The sequence below is a fragment of the Adhaeribacter arboris genome (genome assembly GCF_003023845.1).
Taxonomy (GTDB): Bacteria; Bacteroidota; Bacteroidia; order Cytophagales; family Hymenobacteraceae; genus Adhaeribacter; species Adhaeribacter arboris.
In genome coordinates this window covers 4,501,063-4,517,007 of record NZ_PYFT01000001.1, presented here as the reverse complement: position 1 = coordinate 4,517,007, position 15,945 = coordinate 4,501,063, and the positions used below count along the sequence as shown (strand labels likewise).

12 protein-coding genes are annotated in these 15,945 nt (G+C 41.5%); 5 read left to right on the top strand and 7 right to left on the bottom strand.

The genetic code is table 11. The features are described from left to right. Positions 1 to 48: 48 nt before the first annotated feature. The gene (locus AHMF7605_RS18400) at positions 49 to 852 is read left to right on the top strand and encodes a pentapeptide repeat-containing protein (RefSeq protein ID WP_106931513.1); all 804 of its coding nucleotides are present in this window, start codon (positions 49 to 51) and stop codon (positions 850 to 852) included. Positions 853 to 1,088: 236 nt separating this feature from the next. Beyond that, the gene (locus AHMF7605_RS18395; protein WP_106931512.1) at positions 1,089 to 3,521 is read left to right on the top strand and encodes an ABC transporter permease; all 2,433 of its coding nucleotides are present in this window, start codon (positions 1,089 to 1,091) and stop codon (positions 3,519 to 3,521) included. Between the two features lie 450 nt (positions 3,522 to 3,971). Here AHMF7605_RS18395 and AHMF7605_RS18390 read toward each other — a convergent pair whose 3' ends face one another. Next, complete coding sequence (locus tag AHMF7605_RS18390; RefSeq protein ID WP_106931511.1) at positions 3,972 to 5,438, bottom strand: TolC family protein; 1,467 nt, start codon at positions 5,436 to 5,438, stop codon at positions 3,972 to 3,974. Positions 5,439 to 6,262: 824 nt separating this feature from the next. Here AHMF7605_RS18390 and AHMF7605_RS18380 point away from each other — a divergent pair. Together AHMF7605_RS18380 and AHMF7605_RS18375 are read left to right on the top strand one after the other, a co-directional pair. After that, positions 6,263 to 6,838 carry a Crp/Fnr family transcriptional regulator gene (locus tag AHMF7605_RS18380; protein WP_106931509.1) on the top strand — a complete coding sequence of 192 codons (576 nt, stop codon included), beginning with the start codon at positions 6,263 to 6,265 and terminating at the stop codon, positions 6,836 to 6,838. Between the two features lie 744 nt (positions 6,839 to 7,582). Further along, positions 7,583 to 7,948: a VOC family protein gene (locus AHMF7605_RS18375; protein ID WP_106931508.1), complete on the top strand. Its 366-nt coding sequence runs from the start codon at positions 7,583 to 7,585 to the stop codon at positions 7,946 to 7,948. 245 nt (positions 7,949 to 8,193) lie between these two features. Here the strand turns inward: AHMF7605_RS18375 and AHMF7605_RS18370 are convergent, their stop codons facing one another. The 3 genes from AHMF7605_RS18370 to AHMF7605_RS18360 form a co-directional block, all read right to left on the bottom strand. Further along, positions 8,194 to 8,826, bottom strand: coding sequence for an NUDIX hydrolase (locus AHMF7605_RS18370; RefSeq protein ID WP_106931507.1), 633 nt, complete (start codon positions 8,824 to 8,826; stop codon positions 8,194 to 8,196). Positions 8,827 to 8,857: 31 nt separating this feature from the next. Next, positions 8,858 to 9,547: an HAD family hydrolase gene (locus tag AHMF7605_RS18365; protein WP_106931506.1), complete on the bottom strand. Its 690-nt coding sequence runs from the start codon at positions 9,545 to 9,547 to the stop codon at positions 8,858 to 8,860. A gap of 268 nt (positions 9,548 to 9,815) precedes the next feature. After that, the gene (locus AHMF7605_RS18360) at positions 9,816 to 10,538 is read right to left on the bottom strand and encodes a hypothetical protein (protein WP_106931505.1); all 723 of its coding nucleotides are present in this window, start codon (positions 10,536 to 10,538) and stop codon (positions 9,816 to 9,818) included. 343 nt (positions 10,539 to 10,881) lie between these two features. Here AHMF7605_RS18360 and AHMF7605_RS18355 point away from each other — a divergent pair, with 343 nt between their 5' ends. Further along, entirely contained in the window at positions 10,882 to 11,814 is a 933-nt protein-coding gene (locus tag AHMF7605_RS18355; protein WP_106931504.1) for a M48 family metalloprotease, read from the top strand. A 470-nt stretch (positions 11,815 to 12,284) separates the two neighbouring features. On the opposite strand, the gene AHMF7605_RS18350 is transcribed toward AHMF7605_RS18355, so the two are convergent. The 3 genes from AHMF7605_RS18350 to AHMF7605_RS18340 form a co-directional block, all read right to left on the bottom strand. Further along, positions 12,285 to 13,259: a DUF4062 domain-containing protein gene (locus AHMF7605_RS18350; RefSeq protein ID WP_106931503.1), complete on the bottom strand. Its 975-nt coding sequence runs from the start codon at positions 13,257 to 13,259 to the stop codon at positions 12,285 to 12,287. 133 nt (positions 13,260 to 13,392) lie between these two features. After that, positions 13,393 to 14,100: a YebC/PmpR family DNA-binding transcriptional regulator gene (locus AHMF7605_RS18345; protein ID WP_106931502.1), complete on the bottom strand. Its 708-nt coding sequence runs from the start codon at positions 14,098 to 14,100 to the stop codon at positions 13,393 to 13,395. Between the two features lie 203 nt (positions 14,101 to 14,303). Beyond that, a complete protein-coding gene (locus AHMF7605_RS18340; RefSeq protein WP_106931501.1) occupies positions 14,304 to 15,731 on the bottom strand; it encodes a sodium:solute symporter family protein in 1,428 nt (475 codons plus the stop codon). Positions 15,732 to 15,945 lie beyond the last annotated feature (214 nt).

Sequence of the window (15,945 nt, the reverse complement as noted above, 5' to 3'; positions counted from 1 at the left end):
TACCCTTTACAGCCAATCGCATCTCATCATCTATAAAAAATTAAAGCCATGAAAAAGTTAGTGTTTGTTCTCCTGATCATTATTATAGTTTCGGGCAGTGGCAGTGTAGTAGCCCAAACAAAAGTTGCCGCTGCCGACATTATCGCGCAGATAAACCGCGGTGAGACCGTAACGTACAAAAATGCCGAAATAACCGGCCATCTCGACCTAACTCAACTGGCGAATAAAAAGTTAAAAAAATTCACGAATGAGGACAATGACCCTACTACGAAGGAATACATCAGCACCGTTACCGCTCCGCTAACTTTCTCGAACTGTACCTTTAGCGGCAAAGTACTAGCCTACTTTAATCCGGACCAGGGCATTATGTACTTCAATAACAGCGACAAGAAAAACGAAACTTATAATACTAATTTCGATAAAGCAGTGCGTTTTGAGAACTGTACTTTTGAGCAGGAAACTACTTTTAAATACAGCCAGTTTAAAGAAGAAGTTTCTTTTGCCGGCAGCCAGTTTAAAGACGAAGCTTTCTTTAAATACACCAAATTTGAACAAGCCCCGGATTTTAGTAAAGTAAAGTTCACCGACGGCGCCGTTTTTAAATACGTTCATTTTCCGGCGGGCACCAATTTCAGCCAGGCTGTTTTTACCGAAGATGCCGATTTTAAATACGCAAAGTTCCCCAGCAAAACCAATTTTGAACGGGCACAATTTAACGGCTTGGCCAACTTTAAATACGCTGATTTTTCGGACGATGTAAAACTACAAGGAATCGCGTTTAACGGGGCCAAAGATTTTAAATACACCCAAATGGGTGACCAGAGATTCCGGGAAGTATTTCAGAGAAAATAAACCAGGAAAACTAAAAGTGCCGGTTAAAACAGCTGGTGCGGGCGTCCTCGCTCGTGCCTACTACCGGGAGGTCTCTGGCCGGGCCAACCGGTATACGCTGGCTACGTGCCAACAAGTTGATTTATCACCGGCCAGACGATACCCCTCACGAGCGGGACGCTCGCGATAGTAAGGAAAGTTATTAGGACAATAGCTACGAGCATCCCCAAATAAATGACCATCTAACCAAAATAATTATGCTCAAGAATTATTTGCTAATTGCCTGGCGTAACATGCGGCGGCACCGGGTATTTACTTTTATTAATTTATTTGGTCTGGCGGTAGGGCTTACCTGTTGCTTGCTCATTGCCTTGTATATCCGGCAGGAACTCAGCTACGATACCTATCATAAAAATGCCGACCGCATTTACCGGGTTACCCGTAATTTCTCCGACCCGGACGGAAACGTGAATTTACATTTAGCCAACGTAGCGCCGCCCTTCGGTCCTTTACTCAAAAACGATTTTCCGGATGTGGAGCAAGTAGCGCGTACCCTGCAAACCAACACTCTATTGGCCTTAGACAGAGAGCATTCGTTTAACGAAAGCGAAATTTTCTTTGCGGAGCCAGCATTTTTTAAAATATTTACCGTGCCGGTACGTCAGGGCAGCCCGGATAAAGCCTTGCAGGAGCCGTATTCCATAATGCTCACCGAAAAAATGGCCAAAAAGTACTTTCCGGATAAAAGCCCCATGGGCCAAGTGCTGCGCATGAACAACCAGTTTAACGTTAAGGTAACGGGCGTTTACGAATCTTTCCCGGCTAATTCCCACATGCATCCCGATTTTCTGGTATCGTTTAACACCCTGGAAGACAGTACCATTTACGGCAAACAAAACTTACTGACCAACTGGGGCAACAACTCTTTTAACACGTATTTACTTTTCCCGAAAGATTATCCGGTAGCGAATATAGAAGCGCAATTTCCGGCTTTCATCGACCGCCACATGACCGAAGAAAGCGATGGTCAGGTAAAGCCCTCGTCCTGGACCAAGCTGTTTCTTCAGAAACTTACCGACATTCACTTACGCTCGCACCTGGATTCAGAAATAGAGCCCAACGGCAATATTACCAACGTGTATTTATTTTCGGCGGTAGCGCTGTTTATCTTACTGATCGCCTGCATTAATTTCATGAATTTGTCTACGGCCCGCTCTTCGTTGCGCGCGAAAGAAATTGGTCTACGCAAAGTAATGGGAGCAACTCAGCCTAATTTAATCCGGCAGTTCTTGAGCGAATCTTTGCTGTTTGCTTTATTAGCCGTGATTATTGCCCTGGTTCTCACCCGGCTAACTTTACCCATTTTGAACAGATTTTTAGAGGAAGAGTTACGCTTTACCTTCGGGAATGGTGGCGTAATGATTTTAGTAATGGTTGGCTTGGCCTTGCTGGTGGGATTGATTGCGGGATCCTACCCCGCCCTGTTCTTATCTTCGTTTCAGCCGGTTAAAGTATTAAAAGGCAAACTTACCGTGGGGCGCAATTCGGTATCATTACGCAAAACGCTGGTGGTGCTGCAATTCGCTATTTCGGTGGTATTGTTAGTGTGTACTGCTATTGTGTATAAGCAATTAGGATTTTGCCGGAACATGGCTTTAGGGTTCGATAAAGAACACATTGTTACCATGGACTATACCAGCGAACTCAACGACAAGTTTAATGCTTTCCGGAACGAGGTGCTGGCCAGCGGCCCGGTTATGCAAGTGGGCCGGTCTATTGGTGTGCCATCCGATCGGTTATTAAATTCGATGGGTACCGTCCGGATTCAAAAAGAAGATTCGCTGGCTCCCTCGCCTATTTCTTTTCAGTATTTAGGTATAGATGAGCAGTTTATTGATACTTACAAAATAAAATTAGTAGCCGGCCGTAATTTTGCTCCCCGCGAATACCCTACCGACGATTCCATGGCCTTTATTCTGAACGAAGCCGGAGTAAAAATGCTGGGCTTTACGAATCCGCGGGAAGCGCTGGGTCGCAATGTAGAGTACGGTAACCGCAAAGGGAAACTGGTGGGCGTGCTGCAAGATTTTCATTTTGAGTCGATGCACGAGAAAATTAAACCGCTAATCTTTATTATGTCGCAAGGGGATGGCTACAACGATCTATCCTTTAAAATAAAAGGCAATCAATTGCAGGCAGGATTAGCCCATATCGAGAAAACCTGGAAGCAATTTTTACCGCACCGGCCATTTGAGTATACGTTTCTGGACGAAAAATTTGGCCGCTTGTACGAAACCGAACAACGACTGGGAACTTTGTTTACCTTTTTCTCCGCTATTGCTATCTTAATTGCCTGCTTGGGTTTGTTTGGCCTGGCCTCTTTCGCTATTGAGCAACGCACCAAAGAAATTGGTATTCGCAAAGTATTAGGCGCCTCCACTACCGGCATTGTCTCCCTGCTCTCGAAAGATTTTCTAAAACTGGTATTGCTCGCTAATATTCTGGCCTGGCCCATTGCTTGGTATGGGATGCACCAGTGGCTGCAGGATTTTGCTTACCGTACGCCTATTTCGTGGTGGACGTTTGGCTTAGCTACGGTGCTGGCGGTTATCATTGCTTTACTCACCGTTTCGTTCCACGCGATAAAGGCGGCGGGCAGTAATCCGGCAAACGCCTTACGCAGTGAATAGCGGTGGATGACAAATTTTGAATGAGCAAATCCTAATTAATATTAAAAGCCAGGCCTATTTTGCAGGTCTGGCTTTTTCACGTAAATAAAAAACACCTACTAAAGTTAGTTTTTCACTACTAAGCCTATTTTTTAAAAGCTCTATCGCAAGCCTATACTAAATTAAGGAAGACGTATTTACTAATTTTACTACTGCTATCAGGTAAAACTAGCCAAGAATAGATAATGCCCGTTTGGCTATGGAGGCAAACAAGTTATTTTTAAAACCGCATCCGCCTTAACAACTGGAGACTGGCCCAGGCTCAACGGACAAACTACCTTTATTACATCGTAGCAGATTCAATTTATTATAATTCCTTGCTCCCTCCTTTATTGGTATATAATGTCATTCATAAAAAAGCCCGGCTGATTTCAATTATTCAGCCGGGCTTGTCCTTAAAATATACTTTCCTTATTTAGCCGTAGATTCTTGTAAGTAAAAATCTAACAACCGTTGCCGGAATAAGTAATCGTACTTGGCTTGCACCTGGTTACTGAGGGCTTTGTCGTAATTGGTCTTGGCCAGGTTTAAATCTACGAAGTGCACGCTGCCGCTTTCGAAGCGCTTTTGGGCAGCATCGTAAGCTACTTTAGAAGCAGTTACTTGTCGGCTAGCCGTTTTAAAACGGATTTGCGCAGCTTCTAGGTTACTATGAGCCAGCTCTATATTCTGGCGAAGCTGTAGCCGGACATTTTCAGCGGCGTACTCGGCGGTTTTTTCGGCAATAATGGCGTTACTTAAGCGTGTCCGGTTTTGCCAGCTATTTAAAATCGGGAAACTCAAGTACAGACCAATGCTTTTGCGCATGTTAAATTTTAACTGATCAAAATAATGAAAACTTTCTACAGCGCCGTTAGTAGTAGTTTGGGTTTGAATAATCGGCATACGCGTACCGTTAATTAAAACAAAATCGGTTGGCGAAGGAACTTCCCGAGTGGTGGTACCGGTACCATCGGCCACAAACCGCGACGTAGGTACCGCGCTGGAATAATTACTGCCCATGTAACCGCTCACGCCTATAATAGGCAGTAAACTAGCCCGCGCCGCCCGAACCCCCTGGTGCGCACTTTTTACCCGGAAATCGGCGCCTATAATGCCGGGCTGTATTTTCTCCGCAACAGCTATTAACTCTTCGGTAGTTTTATTATACGGGTTGGTGGCAGGTACTTCCGTATTGAGAGGTTGAATAGTAAAATTGGTGGTAGCCGGTAAGTTTAATAACTGCAGTAAAGCTAATCGGTTGGTTTTTAAATTAGTAGCCGCGGTTACCTGCTGGAGTTCGTCTTGGGTTGCCTGTACCTCTAAATCGGCGAGGGTAGAAGTAGCTAAGGCGCCCGCATCCACCAAATGTTTAGACCGCTCTACCTGTAAATTGGTATTTTTTAGCTGGTTCTCGGCAATAATTAAAAGTTCCTGACTAAACAAAACCTGTAAATAGGCCAGCGTTACGTTTAACGCTACTGATTGGCGGGTTTGCTCCAGTTCGTACTGACTCGCTTTTAAACCTAATTTACTTTGCTGTAACCGGTGCTGCAATTGCCCGCCGTTAAACAAAGTAAGATCCGCGGATAAGCCAAAGTTATTCGATTGAATTTGGTCGGTAGTAGGTTGGTTGGTAAACGGGTCAATGGACCGGCCGGTGTTGTACGAGTGAGAGCCATTAAACTGGCTGGTTGGCAAAAAAGCCGCCTTGGTTTGGGCATTTACCACCCGGCTTGATTGTAAATTCAATTCGCTTTGCTTTACCAGAATATTTTGCGCAATGGCCTGATTAATACACGAATCCAGAGACCAAACGCGGGGACTTTGCTGAGCTGCCAGTTTTCCGGAGGAGAGGAGCAGCAAAAAAGCCAGGATAAAAGTTAAAGGTTTAAACATAAAAATCAGATTATGGCGGTTTACTTTCCAGTTTTATTCAGAATATATCTTCCGGCAAACCGGAATGAATAGAATTACTTCCCGCCTAAGGAGGTATACAATAAAATGCCACTTTGCTAAATTCCTGATTATTAATAATTTATTAAATTATAAGAAACTTTAGAAGTTAAGATTGTCCGGTTCTGATACAGGTACTTGTTCGCTTTTATAACACTCCGCCGAGGTACGGAATTCGGTTAAATAATGGCAATAAAAAAGCCAGACCTGTTGTAAAAGCTTAGCTCTTAGTATCTTAAATTTTGAATTTTGATTTTTATAACTGGTATTTAGTGGAGTATTCTTGGCAAAACCAACTTATTGAATTTCATTTAAAGACGGAGGATACACGTTCATTTTATCGGTTCGATGAAATATTGCTTATTTGGTAGCCGGAAGAAAATAGCCCTTGGTTTTTTATTAAGTAAATATGTAACCAAAAAAGACTGGTCTAAGCTTTCTTTCCTCCTGCATCCGGAATGTTCCTCCGACACCGGAATCTTAGCAGCCCGCCACAACCAAACTGCTGTCAATTATGCTTGGTTAGTTGTTATTCTTATTTAGCAGTTTAGAATATTGGGCGTAGCAGTAAACCACCATGGCACACGATGGCGCAGATTTACTCCCGTAACTTCCACGCTATAAGTGCAATTTTAAATGTCAGTCAAATTTGCCCTTCTAATTAAATTGTTTACTACCTTGTTCTGGGCATATCAGAAAAACAGGTCTCTGTTAAAGCCAAAATTTGCGAATAAATTGAAAAGCTGCCTTGTACTTCTAACCTTAAAATGTCTGAGCAATTAATTAAGCACTTTGCCCGGTTTGTAGAAATTAAGGAAGCGGATGTTCCCGCCATTTTATCTTATTTTCAACCAATCCGCTTAGCTAAAAAAGAAAGCTTACTATCGGAAGGCAGCATTTGTACCTCTAATTACTTTGTTGTAAAAGGGTGTTTACGCCTCTTTTTCGTAAATGAAAAAGGCGTAGAACAAACCATTCAGTTTGCAATAGAAAACTGGTGGTTAACCGATTATTTAGCTTTTCAAAATCAGCAACCTTCCAACTTTTACATCCAGGGCGTAGAAAAAACAGAAGTTCTCGCCATCAGCTTTTCGGCCCAGGAACAGCTTTTTCAACAATTCCCGCACCTGGAAAGGTATTTCCGGTTAATTTATCAAAAAGCGTATGGAGCAAGTCAGGTTAGAATTAAATTTCTTTACGACTATTCGCGGGAAGAACTGTACCAGAATTTTGCTGCTAGCTATCCTCAATTTATTCAACGCATTCCGCAATACTTATTAGCCTCTTTCCTGGGATTTACGCCCGAATATTTAAGTGAGCTTCGCAAGAAAAAGCGCGCTTAAACCAGTTTAAGTTTTTCAAGAGTAAGTTTCCGAGCTTTGCAATGGATAAAGTTGTCCTGCTAGGGAAAATTTGCTGCTCTCTTTGTTGCTCTTCTGAATCTTATTTGTTTTGCCGGCAAGGGCAGCCAGGTTAAAGAGTAAATAAAGCAATCCGTTAGTTATTATGGCGGTTTTCTTTTACGTGCAATGGCTTATTATCCAGCAACTTTTTGTATTCATTTTAAATAAACACATGGAAACCAGAATCAACATTCAGGCTTATTCACCGAAGAAGAAAAAGCTATTCTGGCCTTAACCGAAGAAATAACATTCATTCATCAGAAAGGTGTAAGCGCCGAAACGTACAAAATCGCTGAAAAATTATTTAACCCGGAATACTTAGCTCAGCTTATAATGGCTATTATAACCATAAATGCCGAGAACCGGATTGCCATTAGTACCAGATTAGCCATTCCTCAATAAATTCATTTTTTAAAAAAGCGTCGATTATTCCGTTATACCTAATGCTGCGTCAAATCAAACGAAAGGAATAATGAATTATGCGAGAGAAGTACTGGAGTACTACCTGGAATTAAGCAACCGACACTTTTTTACTTCTAAAATTTATGCTGCCCTTGCAACGGCTCACCAAGTACTATTTGAAAATGCAACGTTTTCTGTTTACTTTAAAAGCCGATGCGCTAGCTTGCCGGGTTAGTTAATCGCTGGTTTTAATGAAGTAATTCACCCTATAGCTACCCCCGTATGAGTTTACTAAAGGTTATTCCCAATATTTTTTACGAAGATATTCAGATAGGTCTCGACCTTTTTATTGATGGATTACGGTTTAAGCCGGTTTATGTAAGCTCCGAAGGCGATCCTTTTTATATTCTGGAACGTGATGGCGTGAGGCTGCATATTATTCAGAGTGCGCCATTTGCCCAGGAACACCGGCCAGAGATACGGATAGAAACCGACAACATTGAGCAACTGTACAAAGAAATAAGCGCCCTGCGTCCCGACCTCCTGCACCCAAACCTGAATAAAGTAACTTTACGCCCCTGGGGTTTAAAAGAATTTGCCCTCTTAGACAAAACAACGGTTTGCGTTATTATTCAACAGAAATCATAAGGCAAGGCAGTATTTTAAGGCAAGCAACCGGTTTTTAGATAATATTTTAAGTATAATTCCCGTCTCCCGGCAAGGGTTCTATATCTGCTAAAGCAAGGCTACGGATTCAGACCTAAGAATAAGTCTCCTTGGTACTCATGAATCAATGCGGCGAATTCCGGCGTGGCAGCACTTTGCAGACGGTTTTTTATCGATCTGAATACTTTAAAAGCAAATAAGTAGCCGAAGGAGAACGCCCGGAAGGATTAATCGAAGTAGGCTTCTTTTTCCGGATTATCTAAGTACTCGAAAAGAAGCTGAACCTGCGAGCCGGTGTTGCGTTCCAGGGAAAGGGGCGGCAAATTACTCCGGTCGAAAAAACCAACATCTTGGGTCTCCATGCCTTGTTGCAACGAACCGCCTGTTGATTCGCAGAGTATAAAAATTTTGTAGGTATGGTACGGCGAAGGCGGATGCGGATGGTGCTTTTTATCGAGCACGGCCAGTAACCGGATAGGCTTTACTTCTAACCCGGCTTCTTCCTGAGTTTCTTTTACGGCAACTTCGGCCGGAGAGTAACCTACATCGGCCCAGCCGCCCGGTAACGACCAGCAATTATCTATTTTCTCGTGCACCAGCAGTATTTTATTCTCGCTAAAAACAACCGCCCGTACATCTACTTTAGGCGTTTGGTAGCCGGTTTCGTTCGTAAATAAATATTTTATTTTTTGTGGTTCTTCGCCGGATAATTCCTGCATTATTTGCACACTAATGGCGCTTAATTCTTCGTACCGCTCCGTATCATAGCCATTCACGGCGTAAGTTAATCCGGCTTGGGCAATAGCCTGCACGCGCTTCGCGAAGGCGAGCCACTTTTCAGTTGCTTCCGATTCTAACATTGAGGCAAAAATAATAGATGAACGTTGCAGACTAGTGGCCGCTAATTAAAAGATTTTTTAATTCATTTATACTTAATTCCGCAAAATTATCAATAACCAAATCCGTGTGGCTTAATTCTTCCGGGCTGTGCGTGGTAGTAATACCCACTACTTTCATGCCTGCTTTCTGGCCGGCTTCAACCCCAACCGTAGAATCTTCCATTACAATACAATTGTGGGGTTCTACGTTCAGCAATTCTGCGGCCCGCAAATAGATTTGTGGGTCCGGTTTGCCTTTAGTTACCTGGGTAGCATCTACCACCGCCTCAAAATACGACCGGGTGCCGGTAGCATCCAAAATAAAATCGATATTACTGATGGGGGCATTAGAAGCTAAAGCCATAGGAACGGACGCTTGTTTCATTTCCTCTAAGAAGTTTTTTAGTCCGGCAGTTAATTCTACGTGGTCGCGGTAAATATCCCGGAACAAGGCTTCTTTTTCTTCGCTTAAATCCGTTAACTGGTCATCGCTGAAATGATTACCGTTAGCAAAAGCTTTATCTTTTATAAATAATTGTAAGGCATCGCGGTTGGTGCGGCCGTAAATGTAATAACCTAAATCTTTACCTTCCAGGTGAAGCTGATGTTTTTCCGCGAACTTTTCCCAGGCTTTTAAATGGTACGGGTTGGTATCGCAAATAACCCCATCCATGTCGAATAATACTGCTAAATCTTTTTTCATTATTTCATTAGTGGCTGCTACTCGCAGCAGGTTGGCTTAAAGTCGTGATAGTACGGATTCGCGCCAGAAATAGCCATCTTATTTTTAAACCAAACCAAATAATTACCGGTTGTTCAAAATTATTCGTCTTGTTTGAGTAAAAGAAATACAAATTTTTATGCAGTGATTAAGGCTTTAATGTACTGTTAACTAAATATATAGAAAAATAAATAGAAAAGCTGCCTCTATGCCAAAGAGACAGCTTTAAACAGTAGGAACCTGTTCTATCTTATTTACTCTTAACGGTTTTTATTAAATCTTTCGCATCCTGGCTTGCTTCGAGGGCCAGGTATTCGGCTTGTAAACTTTTTATTTTAAGTTTATCCGTCCTGGAAATAGCCGTACCAAACTCATCTTTCCGTTTATTTAATTGCCGGTAAACATAATCGACGTAATCCCAATCATTCTGATTCCAGTTTTGCTTTTTGGCCCGTACCATACCCATAAAAAGTAAGTACGCTTCGCGCACGTTAGCGGCCGTAATGGTATTTAAATCTTTGTATTCGCCGAGTAGTTGCGCCTGGCGTTTTTCAATTTCGGCAGCTTGCAAAGGCTGGCTGGTGCGTTGTTTATTTTGCGCTTCCCATATTTTGTATTTCGCCCGGGCAGCTTGGTACTCCGCTTTGGCTTCCCCGGACAAGCTGTCCAAACCTTTTTCCAGCCGGGCGCTCCGTTTTTTAAATTCGGCTTGTATGCCGGGTAAATTTTTATTGGTGGAAGAATCTACTTTGCCGGCTTGTTGGTTCACCCAATCCTTAAATTTCTTTAACTCTTGAACAGCATTCGTATTATGCTGCACCACCCGGATAGTATCTGTATCCGCGGAAGTGCTTCTACTTGATTGACTTGAGGAAGAAGTCTCGATGTTCCGTTTCGGTTCGCAGGCAAGAAGGCCGGCTGAAATAACTAAAACAGCTAAAGGTAAAGGCGCGAGGGTGCTCAATAATTTCATGGTCAGGTTCGTTCTTAATCTGTAAACTATTCTACGGTTTGTATTTAAGATTACGTAAGATTTTGGGGAAAGCTGCCTACAACCTAATCGGAAGAATAGAAGCACTTACTAGTTAAAATATCCGGAGTGAACTATAAAGAACAATTCGGCTTAGGCCTAAAAATAATTAGTTAGCCGCAGAGTAGCTAGATAAACATTTTGGCAGAAGATATGGAGTTGGCAAAAATATTGCCCTTATAAGTCATGCGTTTCATTAGCTAATTTACAGAACTAATTTTCGCATAACTAACTGATTAGTAATGCTTTTTATTTTGTCTTAAGTTGTTATTTTTAAACATATAATATGAAGAATATCCGGCATACAATTGTTATAGGCCTGCTATTAACCGTGCCATTTTTACCGATTCCAAATCAGGCAGAAGCAGCTCTCCGGTCAGTACCCAAGGCGGTAACAACTACTGCTCATCCGGAAGGAGCCCGGGATATTATTAAAGAAATTATTGATGTAGTAGGTTTAAAACCACGTTTTGAAGTGCGGGAATCTTCGGAAGTACCCAATGCGGCGGCGGTTATTTATAATGGCAAACGCTATATTTTATACAACCCAAAGTTTGTAGCTTCAGTAAACAACGCCGTAAAAACCGATTGGGCTGCCGTTAGTATTCTGGCGCACGAAATTGGGCATCATTTAAACGGTCACACTCTGGTTCGGGGAGGCAGTAACCCGGCTGATGAATTGGAAGCCGACGAGTTTTCGGGTTTTGTGTTACGCAAGATGGGCGCTACTTTACCGCAGGCCCAAGCGGCTATTGCGGCTTTAACCGACGATTCTTATTCGGCTACTCACCCGGGCCGCTCCATGCGATTATCCGCTATTAGTACGGGCTGGCAAAATGCCAACGGCCAAATTTTAGCTAGCGCCAAACCAGGTACCAAAACAGCGCCGCCGGTAATTGCCCAGGCAGAAGAGCCGGAAGAGGAAGAAGTAAACCGGCCAACCGTGCGAAGACAAGCTACTGCCGCCAAGTTAGACAGCCGTTCTGTTTTGGGTAAAGTTACCTTTGAAGCAGCTCCCCGGGAGCAATTTTACGTAACTACTGGTTATGATTTGGTGCGTGTTACGAATAGTGGCCTGGAAATTGTGGGTAAATTAACCAAAACGAATAACTCGGAAGTACCCTTTATTTTTGAAAGTGATTATTTTCAGTCGTTGTATTTAACTAACGAAGGTTTAATTGTAAATCGTCGCGGGCAGCGAATAGGGTACGTGAGTTAAGGTTTGATCCTAAAAATTTAATTTTCCTGTTTTCTTGTTTTTTTGTTTAGAAGCCCTTGTTGGTTAGCTCCGGCAAGGGCTTTTTACATAAAGCGAGCTGTTACTAACTCGGTAAACCTTTGAATAAAAATTGATAAAAAGAAGCTAGTAATTCTTCCTTTTCAATTTTGTCCATAAGTTGATAAAAATTAGTTTTTATATTTGATAAAGCTATATTTTCTGCTATTTGTCTCTTTCTTAAACTTATAACTTTTTTCTTATGTATCTATTATCTTATAAATAAAAGCTAATGCTAAAGTATTTGTAAGATCCCAACAAAAAAATATACGTCACCTTAATTAAATAATACATTAAAGCTTAATCGAAATTTACTGTTTAAGTGCGTTCTATGCACTACCATATTGCAAAAAAGCTGTTAACACTTTTGTTTTCTCTCATAAGTATTTTATTTATCAGAGTTCTTATTAAAATTATTTCCTTATTATAATGTCTTTAAGAGATAATGCAATTTGTCCATCACCAACTCTTAAAACGTCATAATATGGTTCAGGCTTATAATAGTCCCCTGGGTCAGGTTCAGAGTCTGCATAATAGCTTTCATCATATACTCTTTCAATTCTATCTCTAAAGTCCGTTGTAAGTGTTTTTACTTTTTCATCTTTAAAGAGAACATTAGCAAAAATTTCGTATTCTGTGGATTTATCGAGAGAAAGGAATTTTTGAAGATATCTAAATTCAATAAAAATGTGTTTAAAATTTTTAAACTCAAAAACTGGATGAACAACTTCAATCTTACTCACAATTGTTTTTCCAAATTCGAAGTTATAATTTACATAAATTGCTTTTGATACAGGCTGTGGTTGCCCGATGAATTTCACTTTCAATTTAATTTCCCGCCCAGAATAAGCAGCAGGAACGAGCAAAAATAGATCAAGGACTTTCTTTGTATTTTCGTATTCATCTTCAATAACCACATCTGCTTTTGGCGTTAATAGTTCAGTAAATTTCCTTTGGAGTTTAGAGACTAAATCTAGCGAGTTGGAAAAACTGTCAATGGTATGCTTCTCTTTAAGGATTTCTTTGAAGTTGTTTAACTTTTGAATTTTATCAAATTGAATAAACTTCGGAGTAACTGATGAACTATCTTCATCAATTAAGTAAATTAGAATCTCTATGTTTTTTTCAATTGCTTTTTCATACTCCAACTGAGAATATGACTTTCCAGTTTTAGGCTCCTCACTTCCGTATCTCATTCCAATAATACCTATATAAATATCAGATTGTTCTACTTCAGATAAGCAAGTTGTTAAAGGATCTGATTTTCTAGCTCCAAATTGTTCCATGCCTTTAACTGCTACATCAAATTTTTCAAGAGTATCCCAAACCTTTCTTCGTTCTTCCTTTAAGTCAACATAAGTTGAAGATATAAAAACAGTTTTTCGCATTTTGAAATTTTAAATATCTATAGGTCCATTTAATAATTAATAAATAAAACCTGCTGCAATATTATGCCCGCTAACTAGCTGCTTTATAATTTATGTGGGGCAAATATCTTTTATGTCCTTAATTTATTATCTATTAAGCCATATTATGGTAAACAGCTTGCACATCGTCGTCTTCCTCGATTTTCTCGATTAGATTTTCTATTTCTTCGGCTTGCTCTTCGTTCAGTTCGGTGCGGGTATTAGGGATGCGCTGCAGTTCGGCGGTAGTAACGGGTAAGCCTTTTTCTTCGAGCGCTTTTTGCATCGCGCCAAAATCGGTGAAAGCGGTTTCTATAATTATTTCGCCTTCGTGTTCGTAAATATCTTCGGCGCCGTAATCAATTAAGTCCAGTTCCAATTCTTCTAAGTCCAGGCCTTCGGCGGGTAACCGGAAAATACCTTTGCGGGTAAAAATAAAATCCAGCGAACCGGTTTTTCCTAAGGTACCGCCGGCGCGGGATAAATAAACCCGGATATTCGCTACCGTCCGGTTTATGTTATCGGTAGCTGTTTCAATTAAAATAGCAATCCCGTGCGGGCCATAGCCTTCGTACACAACTTCTTCGTAATCTTTTTCTTCTTTGCTGGAGGCACGTTTAATGGCCGCTTCTACCCTATCTTTGGGCATGTTCACCCCTTTCGCGTTCTGGATGGCCGTCCGTAAACGGGCGTTCGCATCCGGATTAGGACCGTTTTCTTTTACGGCCATCACTATCTCTTTGCCTAAGCGCGAGAACGCTTTCGACATTTTATCCCAGCGCTTAAATTTACGGGCTTTTCTAAATTCAAAGGCTCTTCCCATAGTATCTTAAATCTAAATATCTAACGTATTAATAGCAATTCTTAAAAAGAAGCAAGTTACACTTCTTTCGGGTATTGGAGCAAGTAAGTTGTAGGTTAAAAGGTTGCCAGGTTAAAAGGTTGCCAGGTTAAAAGGTTTAAGGTTGTAGATTTAACGTATTGCACGCGGCATATTACATCAGCCTATTTATGTAATCGTCGGTTTTATTGGTTGGGCAGACTCAATTCTTTGTTAGAGGCTGCTAACCGCTGTTTACCAGTAGCAGATGGCGGCCAGAGCAAGCCTATGCCCCAGCCCAGTATACTGGCCGCTAAACCAAATAAAAGCGGATTAATAGTAGTATGCAGCCATAAAGCCAGTAACCAGACGGCCATACCCGCTACCATAGAGCCAATAGCCGCAACGGAGGATAATCGTTTGCTATACAAACCCGCCACCAGAGGCACAAACAAGGAAACCAAACTTAAGGCAGACGAGGAACTTACTAATTCGTAAATATTACTTTTGAGTAAAGCCATTATTAACCCGATTACCGAAACCATTAGTACACAAACCCGCGACAGCAACAATAATTGTTTATCGGTAATAGAAGTAAAATACGGCTTAAATATATTTTCGCTTAAAATAGCGGCCGGAGCTAATATGGCGCCGCTGGCTGTACTGATAATGGCCGAAATTAAAGCGCCGAAAAATAATATTTTCACCCAAAAAGAACTGGAGTGTAAAATTAACCCCGGCAATAATAATTGGGTGTCGCCGCGCATTAACTCGGGATATAATACTTTCGCGTATAAGGCCAAAAGCAAGGGCAGAAAAGCAATGGTTACATACAAGGCACCGGCAGCCAAAGAAGAATAAACCGCGGTCTTCTCCGACTTAGCCGACATTACCCGTTGAAACACATCTTGCTGGGGAATAGAACCTAAGCCAATGGTTATCCAAAGAGCAAAGTAATTCAGCCAGGTAGTAACAGAGAAGGATTGCGCCGGCACAAAATCAAAGAAATTGGCCGGTACCGTGCGAAGCACTTCAACCAAAGGAACTTTCTGTACAATCACCACAGTCACGAAAATCAGGCCGCCTATAATCATGATGGTTTGCAGAAAATCCGTGATGGATACCGACCACATACCGCCCATAAATGTATAAATAATTACCGCGAAGGAGCCTACTAAAATACCAACCGTAACAGACAAACCGGAAATTAAATTAAGCATAATGCCCAAAGCTACCATTTGCGCCGCTACCCAACCAAAATAAGAAATTACCAGAAAAAAAGAAGCAATCAGCTCGGTAGTACGGTTAAAATACAGCCGGTAAAAATCGCCGAAGGTAAGCAGATTGAGCCGGTATAGTTTTTTAGCGAAGAATAAGCCAACCAGAATCAGGCAAAGCGCCGCCCCAAAGGGATCTTCAATTACGCCCAATAACCCGTGCTCGGCAAACTCCGCCGAAGCTCCCAAAACCGTTTCGGAACCAAACCAGGTAGCAAATACTACCGCCGTAGAAATATAAAAAGGCAACTGCCGCCCGGCGAGCAAAAAATCGCTGGTGTTTTTGACCCGGCGAGCGGCCCAAACGCCAAGGAATACGTTTAAAAGTAAATAAATGCCGATGGATAAAAGCAACATGTACGAGAATAGCGGGTGTTAATAGTTACTGGTTTTTGTTATCGGAAGTAAAAATATAAGCAGTATAATCTGTAAATGACAAGTTAAAAAATTTACCCGCATCTATTTTATCCCCAAACAGCTCTATTTACAAACCCATTAAAAAAGATAGCGGTAAGCTTATTGGCTGGTTGGAAAGATACTAATTTCTGGAAAAACACCAGAGTACATAAAA

What these genes read in the sequence shown, in the direction of transcription:
- AHMF7605_RS18345 (WP_106931502.1), bottom strand. Translation starts at nt 14,100, where the DNA reads ATGGGAAGAGCCTTTGAATTTAGAAAAGCCCGTAAATTTAAGCGCTGG.
- AHMF7605_RS18370 (WP_106931507.1), bottom strand. Translation starts at nt 8,826, where the DNA reads ATGTTAGAATCGGAAGCAACTGAAAAGTGGCTCGCCTTCGCGAAGCGC.
- AHMF7605_RS18360 (WP_106931505.1), bottom strand. Translation starts at nt 10,538, where the DNA reads ATGAAATTATTGAGCACCCTCGCGCCTTTACCTTTAGCTGTTTTAGTT.
- AHMF7605_RS18340 (WP_106931501.1), bottom strand. Translation starts at nt 15,731, where the DNA reads ATGTTGCTTTTATCCATCGGCATTTATTTACTTTTAAACGTATTCCTT.
- AHMF7605_RS18350 (WP_106931503.1), bottom strand. Translation starts at nt 13,259, where the DNA reads ATGCGAAAAACTGTTTTTATATCTTCAACTTATGTTGACTTAAAGGAA.
- AHMF7605_RS18380 (WP_106931509.1), top strand. Translation starts at nt 6,263, where the DNA reads ATGTCTGAGCAATTAATTAAGCACTTTGCCCGGTTTGTAGAAATTAAG.
- AHMF7605_RS18395 (WP_106931512.1), top strand. Translation starts at nt 1,089, where the DNA reads ATGCTCAAGAATTATTTGCTAATTGCCTGGCGTAACATGCGGCGGCAC.
- AHMF7605_RS18365 (WP_106931506.1), bottom strand. Translation starts at nt 9,547, where the DNA reads ATGAAAAAAGATTTAGCAGTATTATTCGACATGGATGGGGTTATTTGC.
- AHMF7605_RS18400 (WP_106931513.1), top strand. Translation starts at nt 49, where the DNA reads ATGAAAAAGTTAGTGTTTGTTCTCCTGATCATTATTATAGTTTCGGGC.
- AHMF7605_RS18375 (WP_106931508.1), top strand. Translation starts at nt 7,583, where the DNA reads ATGAGTTTACTAAAGGTTATTCCCAATATTTTTTACGAAGATATTCAG.
- AHMF7605_RS18390 (WP_106931511.1), bottom strand. Translation starts at nt 5,438, where the DNA reads ATGTTTAAACCTTTAACTTTTATCCTGGCTTTTTTGCTGCTCCTCTCC.
- AHMF7605_RS18355 (WP_106931504.1), top strand. Translation starts at nt 10,882, where the DNA reads ATGAAGAATATCCGGCATACAATTGTTATAGGCCTGCTATTAACCGTG.